This window comes from Cellulomonas sp. S1-8, assembly GCF_026184235.1.
GTDB lineage: Bacteria > Actinomycetota > Actinomycetes > Actinomycetales > Cellulomonadaceae > Cellulomonas.
Map to the genome: position 1 here is coordinate 681,784 of NZ_CP110806.1, position 20,643 is coordinate 702,426.

Annotated in this window: 17 protein-coding genes and 1 tRNA gene; 11 read left to right on the plus strand and 7 right to left on the minus strand. The window is 76.0% G+C overall.

All coding sequences use genetic code 11. From position 1 onward, the window contains the following. Nucleotides 1–7: 7 nt before the first annotated feature. The 10 genes from OKX07_RS03205 (at nucleotide 8) to OKX07_RS03250 (ending at nucleotide 11,487) form a co-directional block, all read left to right on the plus strand. The gene (locus OKX07_RS03205; protein ID WP_265630423.1) at nucleotides 8–997 is read left to right on the plus strand and encodes a hypothetical protein; all 990 of its coding nucleotides are present in this window, start codon (nucleotides 8–10) and stop codon (nucleotides 995–997) included. A gap of 123 nt (nucleotides 998–1,120) precedes the next feature. Beyond that, complete coding sequence (locus OKX07_RS03210) at nucleotides 1,121–1,966, plus strand: hypothetical protein (protein ID WP_265630424.1); 846 nt, start codon at nucleotides 1,121–1,123, stop codon at nucleotides 1,964–1,966. 78 nt (nucleotides 1,967–2,044) lie between these two features. Next, nucleotides 2,045–3,058, plus strand: a complete 1,014-nt coding sequence (locus OKX07_RS03215; protein ID WP_265630425.1) for a Gfo/Idh/MocA family protein — start codon at nucleotides 2,045–2,047, stop codon at nucleotides 3,056–3,058. Between the two features lie 92 nt (nucleotides 3,059–3,150). After that, nucleotides 3,151–3,831: a dTMP kinase gene (gene tmk / locus OKX07_RS03220; RefSeq protein WP_265630426.1), complete on the plus strand. Its 681-nt coding sequence runs from the start codon at nucleotides 3,151–3,153 to the stop codon at nucleotides 3,829–3,831. Next, nucleotides 3,828–4,964, plus strand: coding sequence for a DNA polymerase III subunit delta' (locus OKX07_RS03225; RefSeq protein WP_265630427.1), 1,137 nt, complete (start codon nucleotides 3,828–3,830; stop codon nucleotides 4,962–4,964). Before tmk ends, OKX07_RS03225 begins: the two co-directional genes overlap by 4 nt. A gap of 103 nt (nucleotides 4,965–5,067) precedes the next feature. After that, the gene (locus OKX07_RS03230) at nucleotides 5,068–6,591 is read left to right on the plus strand and encodes an alpha/beta hydrolase (protein ID WP_265630428.1); all 1,524 of its coding nucleotides are present in this window, start codon (nucleotides 5,068–5,070) and stop codon (nucleotides 6,589–6,591) included. A gap of 78 nt (nucleotides 6,592–6,669) precedes the next feature. Then, nucleotides 6,670–6,742: transfer RNA gene (locus OKX07_RS03235), tRNA-Thr, on the plus strand. A 188-nt stretch (nucleotides 6,743–6,930) separates the two neighbouring features. Next, nucleotides 6,931–10,404, plus strand: a complete 3,474-nt coding sequence (locus tag OKX07_RS03240) for a hypothetical protein (protein WP_265630429.1) — start codon at nucleotides 6,931–6,933, stop codon at nucleotides 10,402–10,404. 123 nt (nucleotides 10,405–10,527) lie between these two features. After that, on the plus strand, nucleotides 10,528–10,722 hold the full coding sequence (locus tag OKX07_RS03245) for a hypothetical protein (RefSeq protein WP_265630430.1): 195 nt from the start codon (nucleotides 10,528–10,530) through the stop codon (nucleotides 10,720–10,722). 54 nt (nucleotides 10,723–10,776) lie between these two features. Beyond that, a complete protein-coding gene (locus OKX07_RS03250) occupies nucleotides 10,777–11,487 on the plus strand; it encodes a LiaI-LiaF-like domain-containing protein (RefSeq protein ID WP_265630431.1) in 711 nt (236 codons plus the stop codon). A 22-nt stretch (nucleotides 11,488–11,509) separates the two neighbouring features. Here the strand turns inward: OKX07_RS03250 and OKX07_RS03255 are convergent, their stop codons facing one another. Together OKX07_RS03255 and OKX07_RS03260 are read right to left on the minus strand one after the other, a co-directional pair. After that, nucleotides 11,510–11,854 carry a hypothetical protein gene (locus OKX07_RS03255; protein ID WP_265630432.1) on the minus strand — a complete coding sequence of 115 codons (345 nt, stop codon included), beginning with the start codon at nucleotides 11,852–11,854 and terminating at the stop codon, nucleotides 11,510–11,512. A 32-nt stretch (nucleotides 11,855–11,886) separates the two neighbouring features. After that, complete coding sequence (locus tag OKX07_RS03260) at nucleotides 11,887–13,521, minus strand: hypothetical protein (RefSeq protein ID WP_265630433.1); 1,635 nt, start codon at nucleotides 13,519–13,521, stop codon at nucleotides 11,887–11,889. Between the two features lie 160 nt (nucleotides 13,522–13,681). Between OKX07_RS03260 and OKX07_RS03265 the strand changes: the two genes are divergently transcribed. Further along, the gene (locus OKX07_RS03265; protein WP_265630434.1) at nucleotides 13,682–14,704 is read left to right on the plus strand and encodes a M15 family metallopeptidase; all 1,023 of its coding nucleotides are present in this window, start codon (nucleotides 13,682–13,684) and stop codon (nucleotides 14,702–14,704) included. Nucleotides 14,705–14,708: 4 nt separating this feature from the next. Here OKX07_RS03265 and OKX07_RS03270 read toward each other — a convergent pair whose 3' ends face one another. Genes OKX07_RS03270 through OKX07_RS03290 form a run of 5 tightly spaced genes read right to left on the minus strand, consistent with a single transcriptional unit; the run spans nucleotide 14,709 to nucleotide 20,434 of the window. Beyond that, nucleotides 14,709–15,176 (minus strand): hypothetical protein, encoded by a 468-nt coding sequence (locus OKX07_RS03270; RefSeq protein ID WP_265630435.1) that lies wholly within the window; start codon nucleotides 15,174–15,176, stop codon nucleotides 14,709–14,711. Next, nucleotides 15,173–16,180: an MFS transporter gene (locus OKX07_RS03275; protein ID WP_265630436.1), complete on the minus strand. Its 1,008-nt coding sequence runs from the start codon at nucleotides 16,178–16,180 to the stop codon at nucleotides 15,173–15,175. The genes OKX07_RS03270 and OKX07_RS03275 overlap by 4 nt, the downstream gene beginning before the upstream one ends. A 16-nt stretch (nucleotides 16,181–16,196) precedes the next feature. After that, nucleotides 16,197–17,261, minus strand: coding sequence for a non-homologous end-joining DNA ligase (gene ligD / locus OKX07_RS03280; RefSeq protein ID WP_265630437.1), 1,065 nt, complete (start codon nucleotides 17,259–17,261; stop codon nucleotides 16,197–16,199). A gap of 3 nt (nucleotides 17,262–17,264) precedes the next feature. Continuing rightward, on the minus strand, nucleotides 17,265–20,234 hold the full coding sequence (locus OKX07_RS03285; protein WP_265630438.1) for a helix-turn-helix transcriptional regulator: 2,970 nt from the start codon (nucleotides 20,232–20,234) through the stop codon (nucleotides 17,265–17,267). Continuing rightward, a complete protein-coding gene (locus tag OKX07_RS03290; RefSeq protein ID WP_265630439.1) occupies nucleotides 20,231–20,434 on the minus strand; it encodes a hypothetical protein in 204 nt (67 codons plus the stop codon). Before OKX07_RS03290 ends, OKX07_RS03285 begins: the two co-directional genes overlap by 4 nt. Nucleotides 20,435–20,643: the final 209 nt, after the last annotated feature.

Sequence of the window (20,643 nt, forward strand, 5' to 3'; positions counted from 1 at the left end):
TCAGGGGATGCGACCCGCAGCACCGCTCCCTGACCGTCTGCTGGCGACCGCCCGGGCGCAGGAAGGCCTGCTGAGCGCTCGCCAGTGCGACGACGGTGGCGTCGGATCCGCGCGCCGGGCCGCGCTGCGCGAGGCAGGACTCCTGCGGCCGGTCGTCCGCGGTGTGCACGACGCGGCGGCGGCGCTGGTGCAGACACGGGCAGCCCGAGCCGGCGGGTGGGGCTCCGCGGATCCTGCGGACCGTGACCGTCGACGGAGCGCGTGGCTCGCGGTGCTCGCCCTCGGCCCTGAGAAAGCCGTCGCCGTCGGGTCGTGCGCCCTGGCGCTCTACGGTGTCCAGGGTCTGCCGCCGCGGATCCGCCCCGAGGCCTCACTCCTGGACGGCTCCGACCGGTCGCCGGGCGGCGGTATCCGCGTGCGCTGCACGGCCCCGAAGGACGTCCAGCGCATCGGGACGATCCTGGTCACGGGGCCGGTGACGGCACTGGCACAAGCCGTCTGCGAGCTGCCGCGCGACAGGGCGGTCGCCGTGCTCGACTCGGCCGTGCAGACCCGGCTGCTGCGAGCGGATCAGGTCGAGGACGTGCGCCGCGCGGTCCTCGGTCGCCGCGGCAGCCGACGGACCGCCGGGTGGTGGGGTCTGGTCGACGGTCGCGCACAGTCTCCGCTCGAGACCGTGGCCCGCCTGCAGTGCGTCGACGCCGGGGTCCCTCCGCACGACCTCCAGGTGCCGGTGCTCGACGCGGCGGGGCGCGCGTTCGCGTTCGCCGACCTGGGGTGGTGGCTCGCGGACGGCCGGCTGCTGGCTGCGGAGATCGACGGTGCGGGGCCGCACGGCGCACCGGAGGCCCTGTTCCGCGACCGGGAGCGCCAGAACCGCGTCGTCGCGACGGGCGCGGTCGTCCTGCGGTTCACGGCCCAGGACATCCGGGCGGGCCGGGTGGCCGGGACGATCGCGGCCCACACCCGGCCGTCGCGACTCACGAGACCGGGCTGAGGTCGCTCATCACCTGCCATGAGCGACCTCAGCCCGGTCTCGTTCGGGTGGGTGTCCAGGATGTGACCTTCTCCGGGGTGTGGCGCGGCCGTCGGGTGGGGGCGCGTCCGGCACCATGGGGTCGTGCGCAGCGATCAGGTCCCCGGGGCCCGACGAACCGGTGTCCTGGCCCTGGTCGTGGGGCTGCTCGTCGCAGGCTGCACGGGTGACCCCGCGCCGACCGTCCCGTCGCCCACGGTGTCGCCGACGCCGACCCCGGTGGCGACGCTGACGTTCGAGCAGGCCGCCGCCGCACTGGTCCCCGACCTCGTGCCGACCGCCGAGGTCCAGCCGTGCGAGGAGTACGAGGCCGGGTCGCCGGAGGCGCAGGAGTACCTGGACCGACTCTCGGCGGAGATGGGAGCGGCGTCGGACGAGGAGGCCGCAGCCGCCGTGACTGCGCCGACGCCGACCCTGCCGTCCTGCGGGTTCGCGGGCCTGGAGTCGGTGCGTGCCGCGAGCATCACGGGCTTCGCGCACGGGCCGGCCGACCCGGTCGTGCTGCCCGTCGCCGGGGGCGCGGCGCGGATCGTCGAGGTGTACGAGCTCGCGGACGCGCAGGCCGCGGCGACGACGTACGCGGCGCGGGTCGCCGACGAGGAGGGCTGGGCCGCGGACCAGGAGATCCCCGCCGAGGAGCTCGAGGGCGGCCACTACCAGCCACGGCGCGTCGTCAGCGGTGCGCGCCTGGAGGCGGTGGACCTGCCCGGGTGGACGGCGACGACCATGAGCCGCGACGAGGCGAGCTTCACGCGCGACGGCGCCCCGGCGTCCGACCCGGTGTCCTACGGCTACCTGTGGGCGGTCCGCGACGCGATCGTCGTCCGCGTGCAGGTCGCGGGCGACGCGCCCGGGGCCGCCGCCGCGACCGCGCTCGACACGGCACGCGCGCTCACCGCCGGGATCGAGGGTGCGTCGGCGGGCGGCTGACCCGGCCGGCCGGACCGTCGGGGTGTGACGTACGGGCCACGGCCTGCCAGTGTCCCCGTCGGACGCTAGGTTGGCGCCATGGCTCGCACCGAGGACCCCCGCACCGCACCGCCGATCCGCTGGGGCATCATCGGCCCCGGCGGCATCGCCAGCCAGTTCGCGAACTCCGTCCGTGAGTTCACGCGCGCGCAGCTCGTCGCCGTCGGCTCGCGCCACCGCGACCGCGCCGAGCGGTTCGCGACCGGGCACGGCATCCCGACGACGCACGTCGGCTACCGCGACCTCGTCGAGGACCCGCAGGTCGACGCGGTGTACGTCGCGACCCCCCACTCGGAGCACCGCGAGCACGCGCTGCTGGCGATCCGGGCCGGCAAGCACGTGCTCGTCGAGAAGGCGTTCACGCGCAACGTCGCCGAGGCGCAGGAGGTCTTCGACGCGGCACGCGAGGCCGGCGTCTTCGTCATGGAGGCGATGTGGACGCGGTTCCTGCCGCACGTCGCCGCGCTGCACCAGGTGATCGAGGCGGGCGAGATCGGCGACATCGTCAGCATCCGGGCGGACCACGGGCAGTTCTTCCCGTTCGACGCCGCGAGCCGGCTGTACGACCCGGCGCTCGCCGGGGGCGCGCTGCTCGACCTCGGGGTGTACCCGGTGTCGTGGGCGCACGACTTCCTCGGGGTGCCGACGGGCGTGCACGCGTACGGGCAGCTGACGAGCACGGGCGTCGACGGGCAGATCGCGATGGTCCTGGAGTACGGCCAGAACACGATCGCGACGCTGAACACGACGCTGTGGTCGAAGACGCCGACGACGTCGTCGATCTCCGGCACCGAGGGCTTCATCCGGGTCGCGGGCAGCTTCTACGCGCCGACCGTGTTCCGGGTGGAGCGCCGCGACGGGCGGCAGTGGACGTTCGAGCAGCCGTCGCCCCGGGGCCTGCAGTACGAGGCCGCCGAGGTCGCGCGGCGGGTGGCCGCCGGCGAGACCGAGAGCCCGCTGATGAGCTGGCAGCACACCCTCGACGTCATGACGACGATGGACGAGGTGCGCCGCCAGGTCGGCGTCGTCTACCCGGGCGAGGGCGGGGCCTGAGGCGCTGCCGCGCGCAGCCTGAGGCGCTGCCGCGCGCAGCCTGAGGCGCTGCCGCGCGCGGCGCTGTCGGCGGCGGCGGCTAGCCTGACGCCGTGAGCACCGACCCCGTACCCGCCGGCGACGACGCGGCACCCGCGGGGGTGTTCGTGTCGTTCGAGGGCGGGGATGGCGTGGGCAAGTCCACGCAGGTCGCGCTGCTGGGCGAGCACCTGACGTCCCTGGGCCGCGAGGTCGTCGTGACGCGGGAGCCGGGCGGGACGGCCCTGGGTCTCGAGCTGCGGCGCGCGGTGCTGCACGGCGAGCACCTCGACCCGCGGACGGAGGCGCTGCTGTACGCCACGGACCGCGCGCACCACGTCGCCTCGCTCGTGCGGCCGGCGCTCGCCCGTGGGGCCGTCGTCCTGACGGACCGGTACCTCGACTCGTCGGTCGCGTACCAGGGCTCGGGCCGCGGGCTCGGCGCGGACGAGGTCGAGCGGCTGTCGCTGTGGGCCGTCGAAGGGCTGCTGCCGCACGTGACCGTCCTGCTCGACCTGGACCCCGTGGTCGGGCTCGCGCGCCTGACGGGCGACCCGGACCGGCTCGAGTCCGCGGGCGACGCGTTCCACCGCGCGACGCGCGACGCGTTCCTCGCGCGTGCCGCCGCGGACCCCGACCGGTGGCTCGTCATCGACGCGACGCTGCCCGCGCAGGACGTCGCGGCCCTGGTGCGCGCCCGGGTCGCGCCGCTGCTCGGCGGCGTGGCGACCCCCGGCAGAGGGGATGCGGCGTGAGCGTCTGGGACGACCTGGTCGGGCAGGAGCCGGCCGTCGCGGTGCTGCGCCGGGCGGTCGAGGACCCATCCGCGATGACCCACGCGTGGCTGCTGACGGGGCCGCCCGGCTCGGGCCGGTCCAACGCGGCGCGCGCCTTCGCGGCGGCCCTGCAGTGCCTGGAGCACGGCTGCGGCACGTGCCACGCGTGCACGACCGTGCTGTCCGGCGCGCACCCCGACGTCACGTTCGTCGCCACCGAGGGCGTGTTCATCCGCGTCGACACGACGCGGCCGCTCGTCGAGCTCGCGCAGCGCTCCCCGTCGCAGGGCCGGTGGCGCGTCATCGTCGTCGAGGACGCCGACCGGTTCAACGACCAGAGCGCGAACGTGCTGCTCAAGGCCGTCGAGGAGCCGCCGCCGCGCACGGTGTGGCTGCTGTGCGCGCCGAGCCCCGAGGACGTCCTGGTGACGATCCGCTCGCGCAGCCGGTCGGTGGGGCTGCGCGTCCCCCCGGTCGACGCGGTCGCCGAGCTGCTGGTGCGTCGCGACGGCGCCGACCCGCGCACGGCGTACGTGGCCGCGCGCGCCGCGCAGAGCCACATCGGCATCGCGCGCCGCCTGGCCCGCGACCCGCTGGCCCGGGAGCGTCGGGCCGCGGTGCTGTCGCTGGCGTCGCGCGTCCGCGGCGTCGGGGACGCGGTGCTCGCCGCCGGGGAGCTCGTCGAGACCGCGCAGGCCGACGCCAAGGCCGCGACCGAGGAGCGCGACGCCGCCGAGCGCAACGAGCTGCTGCGCGGCATGGGCGCCGAGGGCGCGAACGTGCTGCCGCCGTCGCTGCGCGGGCAGGTGCGCCAGCTCGAGGAGGAGCAGAAGCGCCGCGCGACGCGGGCGCAGCGCGACGTCCTCGACCGCGCCATGGTCGACCTGCTGTCCCTGTACCGGGACGTCCTGGTCGTGCAGCTCGGCGCGGGCGTCGACCTGGTCAACGTCGAGCAGGAGGATGCCGTGCGGGCGCTCGCGGCCGACTCCGCACCCGAGCAGACGCTGCGCCGCATGGACGCGGTCGGTCAGGCGCGCACGCGGCTCGCGGGCAACGTCGCACCCCTGCTCGCGGTCGAGGCGATGGCGATCGCGCTGCGCCCGCAGGGGTGAACGGGGGCCGCGTCGCGGTGCCCGGCGGCACGGTACGGGACGTCCGGCCGTGGCGCAGGGCGTCGGTCCCTGGAGTGCCCGCCGGGACGACTACCGTAGGCGCATGCCGACGCATCCCGCCCTGCGCCGGTGCGCCCTCGTCGCCCTCGTCGTGCTCGGTCTGACCGGATGCGTCGCGCCGAAGCACCAGGCCTCCTCGCCGTCCTCGGACGCCTCGACGTCCGGCACCTCCGACCCCTCGCTCGCGCGGTTCTACGACCAGGTCCTGGAGTGGACGACGTGCGGCGACGAGCAGTGCGCGGACGCGACGGTGCCGCTGGCCTGGGACGACCCGGACGGTGAGACGATCACGGTCGCGCTGCGGCGCGCGCCCGCGTCGAGCGGCTCGCCCGTCGGGTCGCTGCTGGTGAACCCCGGCGGGCCGGGGCGGTCCGCCGTCGACAACGTGAGCTTCTTCCGGCAGATCGTGTCGCGCGAGGTGCTGGCGGCGTACGACCTGGTCGCGTTCGACCCGCGCGGTGTGCAGCACTCGTCGCCCGTGACGTGCGTGGACCCCCCCGAGCTCGACGCGCTCACGGCGTGGGTCCCGGACTTCACGACGGACGAGGGCATCGCCGACGCGATCGCCCGCAACGGGGAGTTCGGCCAGGCGTGCCTGGACCGGACCGGACCGCTGCTCGGCCACGTCGACACCGCCAGCGCCGCGCGCGACATGGACGTGCTGCGTGCCGCGCTGGGCGACGAGGCGCTGACGTACCTCGGCTACTCCTACGGCTCCGAGCTGGGCGCGACGTACGCGGCTCTGTTCCCCGAGCGCGTCGGCCGGCTCGTGCTCGACGGTGCGCTGGACCCCACGCTGGACTCGGGCGAGGTCGCGGCCGGCCAGGCCGCCGGGTTCGAGGGTGCGCTGCGCGCCTACGTCACCGACTGCCAGGCGGGGCCGTCGTGCCCCCTCGAGGGTGACGTGGACGAGGGCCTCGCGCAGATCGGGGAGATGTTCGACCGCATCCGGGCGAACCCGCTGCCCACGGGCTCCGACCGGGAGGTGACGGTCGCGCTCGCGTTCAGCGGCGTCGCCGCCCCGCTGTACACGCAGTCGAGCTGGCCGCTGCTCACGCAGGCCCTCACCGGTGCGATCGAGCGCGGCGACGGCTCGGTGCTGCTGCAGCTCTCCGACGGGTACTACGGGCGGCAGGCGGACGGGACGTACTCCTCGAACCAGAACGAGGCGTTCTCCTCGATCCTGTGCCTCGACGAGCGTCCGTCGGCCGACCCGGAGCAGATGCGCGCCGACGCCGCGGACGTGCAGGAGGTCGCCCCGACGGTCGGGGAGTTCTTCTCCTACGGCGGTGCGGCGTGCGCGGCCTGGCCGGTCCCCTCCGTCGGCGGGCTCCCGTCGTACGAGGCGCAGGGCGCGGCGCCCATCCTCGTCGTCGGCACGACGAACGACCCGGCGACCCCGTACGCGTGGGCGGAGCGGCTGGCCGACCTGCTGTCGTCGGCCGTGCTGCTGACCTTCGAGGGGGAGGGGCACACGGCGTACGGGCGGTCGAACCAGTGCATCAAGGGCGCCGTGGACACCTACCTGCTGACCGGCACGCCCCCCGCCGAGGGCACCCGCTGCTGACTTTGGAGACGGGCCGCGTGCCGGGTACAGTGGGCGCGCTCGCCGAACGGTCGTGGTCCTCCGCTGCCGCGCGACGACGCCGCCTTAGCTCAGTCGGCAGAGCGTCTCACTCGTAATGAGAAGGTCTGGGGTTCGATTCCCCAAGGCGGCTCGTAGACGACAAGGCCCCACCAGCAGCTGACCGCTGCGGTGGGGCCTTCGTCATGAGACGCGGCGCGCTGACCTCGACGGTTGCCTTCGCAGATGACACGTGCCAGCGTATGGGAGCGCACCCACGACCGCACCGACGCGGTCCCGCCCCGATCCGGCGGGGAGCGCTTCGACAGAGGGACATCGACGATGGCGTCGCAGACTTTCACGCTCGCACCCACGGACGAGACCGGCAGCGAGGGCCCGGTGCCCGACGCCCCCACGTCCGGGCTGGTCGACCTCGACGGACGTCGCTTCTACCGGATCGCGTCCTACGACGACCTGCCGCCGTTCTTCATGACGCTCGTCGGGGCGAGCGACCTGTGGGTGTTCATCTCCAGCACCGGCGGCGTCACCGCGGGCCGGGAGCAGGCCGACCGGGCGCTGTTCCCCTACGCCACCGAGGACAAGGTCGCGGCCGGTGCCGGCCGGACCGGCGGGCTCACGCTGCTGCGCGTCGACACGGACGACGCCCCGGTGTTCTGGCAGCCGTTCGCGCCGCGCCGGCCGGGGGACCCGGACGCCGAGCGGCACCTGCTCAAGGACCCGCTGGGCACGACCCTCGTGTTCGAGGAGACCCGCCCTGACCTGGGCCTGCGCGTGCGTGTGACGTGGGCGACCGCCGCGCGGTACGGCGTCGTGCGTGAGGTCGAGGTCGCCGCGACGAGCGACCGGACCGTCCGGGCCGAGGTGCTGGACGGCTTCGTCGACCTGCTGCCCGCGGGCGTCACCGTCCAGACGCAGGGCGAGCTCAGCAGCCTGCTCGACGCGTACAAGCGCGCTGAGGTCGACGCGGCGACGGGCCTCGGGCTCGTCTACCTGAACTCGACGCTCACCGACAAGGCCGACCCGAGCGAGTCGCTCTCCACGACGGTCGCCTGGCAGGTCGGCCTCGACGACGTCGACCACCTGCTCTCCGTGCGCCAGGTCGGCGCGTTCGCGACCGGCCGGCCCGTCGTCGCGGAGCACGAGGTGCGCGGCGAGAAGGGCGCCTACCTCGTCCGCGCCCACCTCACGCTCGCGCCGGGTGAGCAGCGCCGCTGGAGCGTCGTCGCCGACGTCGACCAGAGCGCCGCCGACGTCGTGCGCCTGCAGGCCGCGCTCGCCGACCCGGCCGCGGCCGCCGCGGCGCTCGCGGCGGACGTCGAGGGCACGCGCGACCACCTCGACCGGCTCGTCGGCACCGCCGACGCCGCGCAGCTCACGGGCGACGAGCTCGCCGCCGCCCACCACCGCGCGAACGTGCTGTTCAACGTCATGCGCGGCGGGGTCCCCGCCGACGGGTACACGGTCCGCACGGCCGACCTGCGGGCGTTCGTCGCGCAGCGCAGCCCCCGGACCGCGGAGCGCCGGGGCGCGTGGTTCGACGCGCTCGCCGCGACCGCGCAGGTCGACGACCTCGTCGACCGGGCCGACGTGTCCGGCGACCCGGACCTGCTGCGCCTCGTGCGGGAGTACCTGCCGCTGACGTTCAGCCGCCGGCACGGCGACCCGAGCCGCCCGTGGAACAAGTTCGCGATCGCCCTGAACGACGCCCGCGGCGAGACGCGCGTCGACTTCCAGGGCAACTGGCGGGACATCTTCCAGAACTGGGAGGCGCTGGCCTGGTCGTTCCCGGAGTACGTGGAGTCCATGGTCGCGGTGTTCCTCGACGCGACGACGGCCGACGGGTACAACCCGTACCGCATCTCGCGCTCCGGCATCGACTGGGAGGTGCCCGAGCCGTCGAACCCGTGGGCGAACATCGGCTACTGGAGCGACCACCAGGTGATCTACCTGGTCAAGCTCCTGGAGGCGTCGCGGCGGTTCCACCCCGGCCGCCTGGAGGCGTTCGTGGACCGTGCGGTGTTCACGCACGCCGACGTGCCGTACCGCATCGCGACGTACGAGCAGACGCTCCTCGACCCGATCGCGACGATCACGTTCGACACCGAGACGGAGGAGCGGGTCGTCCGGCGCGTCGCGACGCAGGGGGCGGACGGGCGCCTCGTGCACGGGCCCGACGGCGACCTGGTGCGCGTGTCGTTGGGCGAGAAGCTGCTGCTGATCATCCTGGCGAAGGTCGTCAACCTGGTGCCGGACGGCGGCATCTGGATGAACACCCAGCGCCCCGAGTGGAACGACGCGAACAACGCGCTCGTCGGCAAGGGCCTGTCGGTCGTCACCCTCGCCTACCTGCGCCGCGCGCTGACCCTGGCCCGGCAGCTGCTGGGCGACGGGTTCACGGTGACGAGCGAGCTCGCGGGCCTGCTGACGGACGTGCACGCGGCTCTCGACGGGCCGCTCGACCAGGCCGAGAGCGGGTTCGACGACCACGGCCGGCGGGCCGTCATGGACGCGCTCGGCGCCGCGGGCACCGCGTACCGCACGCGCGTGTACGCCGGGTTCAGCGGCACGCACACGCGCGTGTCGGCACCGGCGGTCCAGGCGTTCCTCGCGGACGCCCAGACCTACGTCGACGCCGCGCTGCGGGCCAACCGCCGGCAGGACGGGCTGTTCCACGCCTACAACCTGCTCGACCTGCGCGACGGGGCGACGGTGGGCCATCTGCAGGAGATGCTCGAGGGTCAGGTCGCGGTGCTGTCCTCCGGGCTGCTGAACCCCGCCGAGGCCCTGGACCTCGTGCAGGCCCTGCGGCGCAGCGCGCTGTACCGCGCTGACCAGGACTCCTACCAGCTCTACCCGGACCGCGACCTGCCGACGTTCCTGGCGCGCAACCTCGTCACCGCGGAGCAGGCCGCCTCCGCGCCGCTGCTCGCGGCGCTCGTCGCGGCCGGCGACTCCTCGATCGTGCTGCGCGACGTGCACGGCGACCACCGGTTCGCGCCCGGTCTGCACAACGCGCGGGACCTCGCCGCCGCGCTCGACGCGCTGCCCGGGCAGGTCCCCGGAGTGACCCCGCAGCAGGTCGCCGACGGGCGCGAGGCGGTGCTCGACGTGTTCGAGCAGGTGTTCCGCCACGCCCGGTTCACCGGTCGGTCGGGGTCCTTCTTCGCCTACGAGGGCCTCGGCAGCATCTACTGGCACATGGTGTCCAAGCTGCTGCTCGCCGTGCAGGAGAACCACGAGCGCGCGGTCTGCGAGGGTGCCGACGCCGCCGTCGTGGCCGGCCTCGCCGACGCCTACGAGGACGTCCGGCGCGGCCTCGGCTACTGCAAGACCCCCGAGGTGTACGGCGCGTTCCCCGTCGACCCGTACTCGCACACCCCCGCCGGCAAGGGTGCGCGCCAGCCCGGCATGACGGGCCAGGTCAAGGAGGAGATCCTCGCGCGGCTCGGCGAGCTGGGGCTGCGGGTCGAGGACGGGCGGGTCGTCGTGCGGCCGGTGCTGCTGCGCGCCGACGAGTGGACCGCGACGCCGGCGACGTTCACGTACCACGACCACGCCCACCAGGAGCGGGCGCTCACGCTCCCCGCGGGTGCGCTCGCGTTCACGTTCTGCCAGGTGCCGGTCGTCTACCGGCGCGTCGACGGACCCGGTGCGGCGCTGACCGTCGTCGCGCACCTCGCGGACGGCACCTGGGTCGAAGGCGTCGGCGGCGTGCTCGACGCTGCCGTGAGCACGGCCGTGTTCCGGCGCACGGGCGACGTCGTCCGACTGGAGGTCGAGGTCCCCGCCCCCTGACGGCCCGGCGGACGGCCCGGTGGACCTCAACGGACCGAGGTCCCTGTTCCCGGGTCGCCGCGCCTCCTAGCCTGCGAGAACGGCCCCGACGACGGGGTCCGGCGTCTCGGCAAGGAGGCCGACATGCACGTTCGTCCGTACCACTCCGCCCGCAGCGGCGCGCCCCACGTCTTCCACGAGGACGACGACTGTCCCGCCGGTGGCCGGCTCGCGTGGTTCGACAAGGTCGACGGGAAGGAGGACCGCGAGCCGTGCCCGCAGTGCGTGACCGCGACCGCCCGCACCGAGCACGCCGGGGCCGCCGCACCGGCGTCGTGACCTGGGCCGTCCGACCCGCGACGGGCGGGGCCCGGTGACGCTAGGTTGACCCCCATGGAGGGTCGCCGTTCGCTGGGTCAGGTGCTTGTCGGTGTGCTCGTCGTGCTCGCCGGGGTGGTGCTGCTGCTGGAGCGCACGGGCGCCATCGACGTCGACCTCGGGACGGTCGTGGGCACGCTGTGGCCGCTCGCGATCGTGCTCGTCGGCGCGACGTCGTTGCTGCTCGTGCCGCGCGCGTGGTTCGGGCCCGCGGTCATCACGGCCATCGGCGTCGTGCTGCTGCTCGACCAGCTCGACGTGCTCGACGTCAGCGTGTGGGACTACCTGTGGCCCGTCGCGCTGATCCTCATCGGCCTCGGCATCACGTTCGGCGCCACCGGTCGCGGCGAGCAGGAGGACCGCGTCACGGCGATCGCGTTCTGGTGGGGCGCCGAGCGGCGCACGCGGACACGGCACTTCCGGTCGGCCAGCCTCACGGCGATCATGGGCGGCGTCGAGCTCGACCTGCGCGAGGCCGACATCGAGGGCTCCGCCCGCATCGACGTCTTCACGTTCTGGGGCGGCGTGGAGATCAAGGTGCCGCGCACGTGGGAGGTCCGCACGTCGGGCCTTCCGCTGCTCGGCGGCTGGGAGAACAAGACCGAGCCGCCCGTGGGCGGGGGTCCGGTCCTCGACATCCGGATCGTCACGATCATGGCCGGCGCCGAGGTGCGGCACGGCAAGCAGAAGGTCGCCCCGGACGTCGAGGACGCGCCCGTCGTCTGACGGCCCACCCCGTGCCCGACGGTCAGACGGCGACGTACGCCAGCGCGGCCGCGACGTGGTCGTGCCAGACCTGCGGGTCGTCGGACAGGACCGCGACCCACTCCCGCATCGCCGGACGCCCCGACGGGAACGGCGCGCCCTCGCCCGAGGCGACGAGCTCCGCGACCCGCGCCGCGGGCAGCTTGACGACGAGGTGGTCGCCCGGTGTGAAGGCGGCGATCCGACCGTCCACCCGGAGCGTCGCGGTGCCGAAGTGCCGCGAGCCCGCAGCGGGGAGGACGACCCCCGGGAGGTCGGCGAACACGTCGGCCACCGCGTGCAGGCGTGCCTCGGCAGCCGCGTGGGCGGGCGTCAGACGGTCGGCCATGCGCCGAGCGTAGGACGGGCCGCCGACACCGGCTAGAGAACCGGGGCGGACTGCCCGACGACCTGCGGGCCGCCGATCTCGCGGCCCCCGTGCTCGTCGTGGGCGAACGAGTGCGCGACCCGGATGCCCGGTCGCCCCGCCGCCGACGCGTCGACGACGACCCGGGGGTAGGGGCGGGTGGCGTCGGCTGGGCTGGTCCACGCGACGGCCGCCGCGGTGTACGCGCCGCGGCGCGCGTCCTCGCGCGCCTGCGCGAGACCCGCGTCGGAGTGGGGGAAGTCCAGCACCGTGACGTCGTAGTCCTCACGCACGAGCACGAACGGCGCGCAGCCCGCGACGTCGGACACGGCCCGGTCGAGCGCGAGCTCGAGCGCCCGCAGCGCGAGGTCCTGGACCCGCTCGGACGGCCGGTGCGGCAGGTCCTCCGGTGTGAGCGGCTGGTCCGCTGAGACCGGCAGGCCGCGGCTGGGCGTGGGGGAGGTCGCGCCGACGGGGAACGAGTCGTGGCGCGGCGCGGCCGGGGCGTAGGGCCGCGGTGCGGCGACCGGCTCGACGGGCGCGAGGTCGACGGGCGCGAGGTCGACGGGTGCGAGGTCGATGGGCGCGAGGTCGATGGCGGCCGGCTCGACGGGCGCGGGTGCGGGTGCGACGACGACGTCGGCATCGGCCGGCTCGACGGGCGCGGGTGCGGGTGCGACGACGACGTCGGCATCGGCCGGCTCGACGAAGGTCGGCGTCCACAGCGGCGCCGCCGGGGTCGCCGCCGCGACGTCGGGCGCGGTCCGGTTCCACGCCATGGCCTCGGGCGTCGTCCGCTCGACGCGCAGCGGCGTCGGGGCCCACGCGGCGGCGGGCTGCTCGACGGGGTCGGCCTCGATCGCGGGCGCGATGACGTCCGTCTCCACGGGCACCGTCTCGGCGGTCGGCTCCGTGTGGTCGGCCGGGACGTCGACCGCGACGTCGACCGGCACGTCGTGCGTCCCGCCGACGACAGCCCCGTCCGCGACGTCGACCGCGTCCGCGCCCTCGTCGGCAGCGTCGCCCTCGTGGGCGGCGTCGACCTCGTGGGCGGCGTCGCCCTCGTCAGCAGCGACGATCTCGTGGGCAGCGACGACCTCGTCAGCGGCCATGACCTCGTCGACCGCGACGTGGCCGCCCGTGCCGACGTGCGCGACGGGCGACTCCGCCTCCGCCGCGGGGTGCGGCGTCGGGACCTGCCGGCCGGACTGCAGGTGCGCGGCCGCGCGCCCGACGTAGTCGCCGGTCCAGCCCGGGGAGCGCACGCGCCAGCGGGCGTGCGCGTCGAGGACCGGCAGGACGGGCATGTGCGGGCGGTCGAGCAGCAGCACGCCGGGCGTGGCGCCCTCGGGTCCGGGGCACATCATCCAGACCGCGTCGGTGACGGACGCGACGAGCAGGTCGCCGATGGCGATGCCGATCGCGGCGGCGACGCCCGCGGGCGCCGGGGCGTCGGCGGGGTGCGTCGCGAGCAGGCGTGACCAGCGGGCATCGAGCGCGGCGGTGTCGTGCGCGTCGGTGCCCTCACCCCGCAGCCAGGCCCGCAGCCGGTCGAGGTGCGCGGACTCGCCCGGGGACAGCGGACGTGCGAGCAAGGGAGCCGTGGGGACGGCGGACCTCGCCGCGAGAGCAGGCGAGAGGGTGTCCATGCCGGGACATCGGCGCGCCCCGTGCGCGTCTTGAGTTCTCGGACGTGTGATGCGTCGTGAGGCTCGGGGGCGGCGACCAGTGCCGGCCGTTGAGCACGGCCGCCGGGTGGGGCGCGCGCCTCTCGGCTACCGTGGCGTCCGTCCCCGGGGGAGGTCGCCTGTGCGTCGCGTCGCTGTCGCCGCCGTCACCGCGGTCTCGCTGACCCTCGGTGTCGGCACGGGTGCCGCCCTGTGGGTGGCGGGGGAGCGGCAGGACGTCCGCGACGCGCGCGACCTGGCGCAGGCCCGCGTCGAGGACGCGCTGGTGGCGGTCCGTGACGACGCGGCGGCACGTGCGGCGCTGACGGCGTCGGCCGACGTGGCGGGCGGCTCGGCCGTGCTCGCCGACGCCCGCGGGGCGCTCGACGCGGCGCTCGCCCAGGGCCGGCAGACGTGGGAGGCCTCGGCGGGGCAGGTCGGCGACGACGACGCGCCGCGCGCCGCCCTGGCCGCCCAGCTCGAGGCGGCGCAGGCGGCCGTCACCACGGCGTCGCCGGCGGTGGCGCGCGCGCTGGCCGCCGGGGTCGCCGGGTCGGACGCGGCGGTGCAGGCGGCGGTCACCGCGGAGCAGACCCGGGCGGCCGCGGCGCAGGAGGTGGCCCGTGCGGCGGCGGCGCAGCGGCCCGCGGCCCGTCCGTCGCCGGGCGGGTCGACCGGTGGGACCGACCGCTGTGCGACGACGTACAGCGGCCCCGCGTTCTACACCTCCGCGCCGACGGACGGCGGCGACGGCTCCAACGGCCGGCTGCCCGCCTCCGCGCTGGCCGCGGTGTCGTGGGCCCGTGACTCCCGCGGCACCCCGTTCTACCTGCGGGCCGACGCGACGGCGGCGCTCGAGCGGCTCAACGGCGCGTTCCGTGCCGCGCTGGGGCACGACCTCGCGCTGGACCTCACGTACCGCGACCTCGACACGCAGGTGGCGATGCGGGCGGCGCTCGGGTCGGTCGCGGCCGTCCCCGGCACGTCGTCCCACGGGACGGGCCTGGCGCTCGACGTCCCGGAGCTCCCGTGCGACTACGGCTGGGACTCGGCGGCGCGCGCGTGGCTCGTGGCCAACGGCCCGGCGTACGGGTGGGTCTCCCCGACGTGGGCGCAGCGCACCGGCTCGAACCCCGAGTACTGGCACTACGAGTACCGCGGCTGACCCGTCACACGCCGCCGGTCCCGCTCGCGGTCCCGCTCCCGGTCCCGCTCCCGGTCCCCGGAACGGCGGGCTCGGGTGGGCGGACGTCGGCGGCGGTGCGCGGCACGGTCACCCACGCGACCGCGGCCCCCGCGGCGAGCAGCACGGCGCACACCAGCATCGCGGTGCGGTGCGCCGGGGCGAGCCGGTCGGGGTCCGTGAGCGTCGCGCCGACGCCCGCGACCAGCGGCAGCACCGCGACGGCCAGCAGACTGCCGATGCGGGCCACCGCGTTGTTGACGCCGCTCGCGACGCCCGCGAGCCGGTCGGGGGCGGCGGCGAGCGCGGTGGTCGTCAGCGGGGCGACCGTCAGGACGAGGCCGATCCCCTGCAGGGTGACGCCCGGCAGGACGTGCATGACGTAGTGCGCGTCCGGGCCGACGAAGGCGAGCAGGACCGTGCCGAGCGCGACGACGAGCGGCCCGACCGTCATCGGGACCCGCGGACCGATGCGCATGCCGAGGCGCCGGCCCGCGGCGAGAGCGCGAGCAGCAGCAGCGTCGTCGGCAGGGGAGCCAGGCCCGCGGCGAGCGGCGAGTACCCGGAGACGACCTGCAGCGTCACGACGAGGAAGAAGCCGATGCCGGACAGCGCCGCATACACGAGGAACGTCGCGAGGTTGACGCCGGCGAACGGTCGCCAGCGGAACAGGTGCGGCGGGACGAGCGGTGCGCGGGCGCGGGCCTCCACCCGGACGAACGCGACCAGCGCGGCTACGCCGACGGCGAGCGTCCCGGCGACGAGCACCGGGGGCGCCCCGGGCGCGGTCCACACCGTGAACCCGTAGGTCAGGCCGGCGAGGCCGAGGGCGCCGAGCACCGTCCCGGCGACGTCCACCCGGGCCTGCGCGTCGGGGTCGGCGGACTCGGGCACGTGCCGCAGCGCGACCACCACGACGAGCGCCGCGAGCGGCACGTTGATGCCGAACACCCACCGCCAGTCGGCGACCTGCACGATCCAGCCGCCGATGAACGGTGCCGACGCCCCGGCGATGCCGCCGAGCCCCGACCACGCGCCGATGGCCCGGCCGCGGTCGTCGCCCGCGAACGTCGACTGCAGGATCGCGAGCGACCCGGGGGTCAGCAGGGCGCCGCCCACGCCCTGCAGGACGCGCGCGGCGACCAGCGTGCCGACGTCCGGCGCGAGCGCGCACCCGACCGACGCGAGCGCGAACCACACGACACCGAGCAGGAACACGCGCCGGCGGCCGAACCGGTCGCCCAGCGCGCCGCCCAGCAGCAGGAACGCCGCGAGCGTCAGCGCGTAGCCGTTGACGGTCCACTGCAGGTCGGCGGTCGACGCGTCCAGGTCCTCGGCGATGCGGGGCAGCGCGATCGTGACCACCGTCGCGTCGATGAACGCCAGCGACGACCCCAGGACGGTGGCGAGCAGCACCCACCGGCCCGCGGCCGAGCGGTACGCGACGGGCCCGCTCACGGGCTGGCCGGAGGAGTCATCGGGGGCGGTCGCGGTCCTTGCTCGGCTGCACGCGCTTGGGCTCGCCGGGCATCTTCGGGTACTCCGGCGGGTAGGGCAGGTCGCCGTGGCCGTCGTCCCGCTCCTGGCGGTCCGCGAGCTCGAGCAGGGAGTCGAGGCGGTACCGCGGTGCGGCGTGCGCGACGAGCGGGGCGTACAGGTCGCCCACCGCGGCGAACCGGTCGGGCATCGTCAGGACGTCGAAGTCGTCGGGGTGGACCTGGGGGACCTCGTCCCAGGTCAGGGGCGCGGAGACCGTGGCGCGCGGGTTCGAGCGGATCGAGTACGCCGACGCGATCGTGCGGTCGCGCGCCATCTGGTTGTAGTCGACGAAGATCTTGGCGCCGCGCTCCTCCTTCCACCACTTCATCGTGACCTCGTCCGGCATCCGCCGTTCCAGCTCGCGGCCCAGGGCGATGGTCGCGCGGCGGGCGTCGGTGAACGTCCACTCCGGCTCGATGGGCACGAAGATGTGCAGGCCCCGGCCGCCGGAGGTCTTGGGGTAGCCCTCGAGGCCGTGCTCGGCGAGCAGCTCGCGCACGAGCGGCGCGACGCGGGCCGCGTCGTCGAAGTCGGTGCCCGGCTGCGGGTCGAGGTCGATGCGCACCTGGTCGGGCAGGTCGACGTCGTCGCGGACGACGGGCCACGGGTGGAACGTCAGCGTGCCCATGTTCACGGCCCACGCGACCACCGCGAGCTCGGTCGGCGCGACCTCGTCGGCCGTGCGCCCCGAGGGGAACGCGATGCGCGACGTCTCGACGTAGTCCGGTGCGCCCTTCGGGACGCGCTTCTGGTAGAACGCGTCGCCCGACGAGTCCTGCCGGGTCGACATCCGCGCGCCCTCGAACACGCCCTTCGGCCACCGCTCCAGCGTCGTGGGGCGGTGCAGCAGTGCCCCCAGGATCCCGTCGCCGACGGCCAGGAAGTACTGCGCGACGTCGAGCTTGGTGAGCCCACGCTCCGGGAACACGACGCGGTCCGGGCTGCTGATGCGCACCGTGCGGCCGCGCACGTCCAGCTCCACCGCCGAGGTCTGTGCCATGGCTCACACCGTAGGGCCGGGCGCCGACACGCGCTCCCCGCCGTCGGCGTCGTCGCGGGGGCGTCCCAGCAGGCCGCGCTCGTGGGCGATCGCGACGGCCTCGGTGCGGCCCGACGCGCCCAGCTTGGCCAGCAGGTTCGACACGTGCACCGACACCGTCTTGCCGGAGATGAACAGGCGCTCCCCGACCTGCCGGTTCGACAGCCCCTGTGCGACGAGCCCCAGCACCTCGGCCTCGCGGGCCGTCAGGACGTCGGCGGTCGACGCCGCCGCACCGCCGGCGGTGAGCCGCGCGCGCCGCACGAGGTCCGCGACAGCGTCGGCCAGCGGTGTCGCGCCCAGTGCGCGGGCCTCGGCGAGCGCGGCCCCTGCCTCCGTCCGCGCCGCGGCACGGTCCCCGGTCGCGACGAGCGCCTCGGCGAGGCGCCAGCGGGTGCGCGCGGCCTCGTACCGGTGCCCGTACGCGAGCTCGGCGACGGCGGCGCGCCACAGGTCCGGGGCGGCAGTGCCCGTCGCGCGGGCGTGCTCGGCCCGTGCGCGGGCCAGCCACGCGCGGCCCTCGGGGCCGAGCCGCCCGCCGCGCGGCCGGCCGTGCTCGGCGGTGTGCTCGACGCGTGCGAGCCGGGTGTCGGCCTCGGCGAGCAGCTCCGTCACGTCGTCACCCGCGGACCGCCGCGCGACGGTCTCGTCCGCGACGGCGGCCAGCGTCAGTGCCGTCAACCAGATCCCCCCGAGGTACTCGGGCGACCACAGGGAGCGCACGTGCGCGTCGACCCGGTCGGCGTGCTCGCGTGCGGCCGCGGTGCGCCCCTGCCACGTCAGGGCGTCGACCGCGTTGCCGCCCGCGACCAGCGCGACGAGCGCGTCGCGCGCCCACCAGGGCGCCAGCGCGTGGGCGCGCTCGACCACGTCGGTGTCGCCGCGGGCCGTCGCGGCGTACAGGTCGATGGCCGCGACCAGCGCTCGCGCGTACCCGGGGGCGCCGTCGGCGTCCGCTGCCGGTGCGGGCGTGAGGTCCCCGCGGACGAACCGGACCAGCGCGTCGAGCATCCGCAGGTCGACGCCGTGCGGCGCCCACGTCATGCCGAGCTCGACCGCGCGCCGCCGGCCCGCGGACGCCTCGGCAGCGGCCCGGGCGAGGTCGCCCGCGTAGTAGCAGGTGGCGGTGAGGTTGAAGCGGATCCGCAGCTCGATGGCGTGGTCGTCGGTCTGCGTCGCGCGGGCCAGGGCCTCGGTGAGCAGGCGCGTCGACCGCTCGTGGTCGAGGCGCTCCGCGACGGCGCTCGTCGTCAGGGCGTCGGACTCCGCCGCCGCGTCGCCGACCTCGCGCGCGATCTGCGCCGCGCGCGTCGCGACCTCCTCGGCCTCGTCCTCGCGGCCCAGGTTGAGGGCCGCGCGTGCGTACGTCGCGAGCGCCCAGGCGCGCTGCGAGGACGGGGAGCCGGGCAGCTCGGTGAGGGCGGTCGCCGCCTCGGTCAGCGCGGCGTCGACCTGCTCCAGGCCGAGCAGGTGCCGTGCCAGGACCGTGCGGGCCTCGGCGCGCGCCACGGGGTCCTCGCCCGCGGCGGCCAGCGCCGACCGGGCGAGCTGGACGGCGCGCTCGGACTCCCCGGCGCTGCTCGCGGCGCCGGCGGCGAGCCGCAGCACCGCGGCGTGCGGCTCGGGCAGGGTCGCGGCGACGTCCGGCAGGGCGTCCCACAGCCGCAGGACGACCTGCAGGTGGCGCAGCTGCTCCGCGGGGGCCAGCACGCGCCGGGCCTGGAGCGCGGCCTCCCACGACGCGGTCAGCGCGACCGTGAGGTCCGGCACGCGCAGCGCGTGCGCGGCCCGCTGTGCGGCGGCCCCGGGGTCGTCGGCCGTGCTCAGCGCGACGAGGAACGCACGGTGCGCCGCGGCGGCCTCGCCCGGCAGCAGGTCGCCGTAGACGGCCTCGGCGAGCAGCGCGTGACGGAACGCGATCGCGCCGTCCTCGACGACGAGCACGTGCTGCGCGACCGCCTCCCGCAGTGCCGCGTCCACGGAGTCCTGCGGGGTACCGGGGCGCGACGCCGCGTCGGCAGCAGCCCGCAGCAGCGGCTCGGCGACGCGCCGGCCCGCCGCGGACGCGAGCTGCACGAGCCGCACCGTCGTCGCGTCGAGCCGCTCGACGCGTGTGCGCAGCACGTCGGTCAACGACCACGGCAGCGCGTCGGAGTCCGCACCTGCCTCGATGAGCTCCTCGGTGAAGTAGGCGTTGCCCTCGGCGCGCTCGCGCAGCCGGTGCAGCAGGGGGTCGGGCAGCGGGTGGCCGGCGACGGCCGCGGCGAACTCCCGCAGCTCGTCGCCTGCGAACGCCGCGAGCGCGAGGTGCTCGCTGCGAGGGTGCCGCGCCAGTTCTGCCGCCACGGGACGCCACGGGTGGCGGCGGTGCAGGTCGTCCGTGCGGTACGTCGCGACGACGAGGACGGGCTGCGCGGCCAGGCGCGACACGACGAACCGCAGCAGGTCCCGGCTGGACGCGTCGGCCCAGTGCAGGTCCTCCAGGACGAGCAGCAGCGGGTGGCCCGGCGACGCGCACGCCGTGAGCGCCTCGACGACGCCCTCGAACAGCTCGCGTCGCTCGTCGGTGCCCGACGACGACGCGACGTCGGCCCCGGCGGCGACCCCCGGGCCCCCGCCCAGCAGCCGCCCCAGCGCGGGCCGCGCCGCGACGACGCCCGCGACCGCGTCGGGGTCCAGCGTGCGCAGCACGCCCAGCGCCTCGGCGAAGGGCAGGTACGGCAGCCCGATCTCGCCCAGGTCCACGCAGTGGCCCGTCACGACGCGCGCGCCGTCCGCGGCGACCACGTGCCCGACGTGCCGCAGCAGGCGCGTCTTGCCGACGCCCGCGTCCGCGCCCAGCAGGACGAGGGACGGCGCGCCGGAGCGCGCGCGGTCGAGCGCCTCGGTCAGCCGGGCGACCTGCTCCGCGCGTGCCACGAACGGTGTGCTCATCGGGCCACGTGCCACGTCCCCGATCCAAGCAGCCACCACCGACGTCGGGAACGACGGACCGCGCGCGCGCCGCCCCCGACGGGTGCGGACGCCGCCCGCACCGGTCGCCGCTCGCGCGCCCGGCGCAGCCCCTCGACCAGCGACTCGCGGCGGTACGCGATCTCCGCGTCCAGCGCCGGGCCCCACAGCTCCATGCTCATGTCGTCCTCCTCGCCTCCGGCCCGCGGCCTCCACGTCGTCCCCGTCGTGCCGGCGGCGGACCTTCCCCGGCACGTCCTCCACGGTCGTCCTGAGGGCGGCACCCGTACATCGGTCGACCGCCCACACCGGCGCCCGTGGACGCGTCTGAGGTACCTCAGACGCGCTCGACCCCTCACCGCGCCGGGGCGGTCCGGGCCCGCACCAGGGT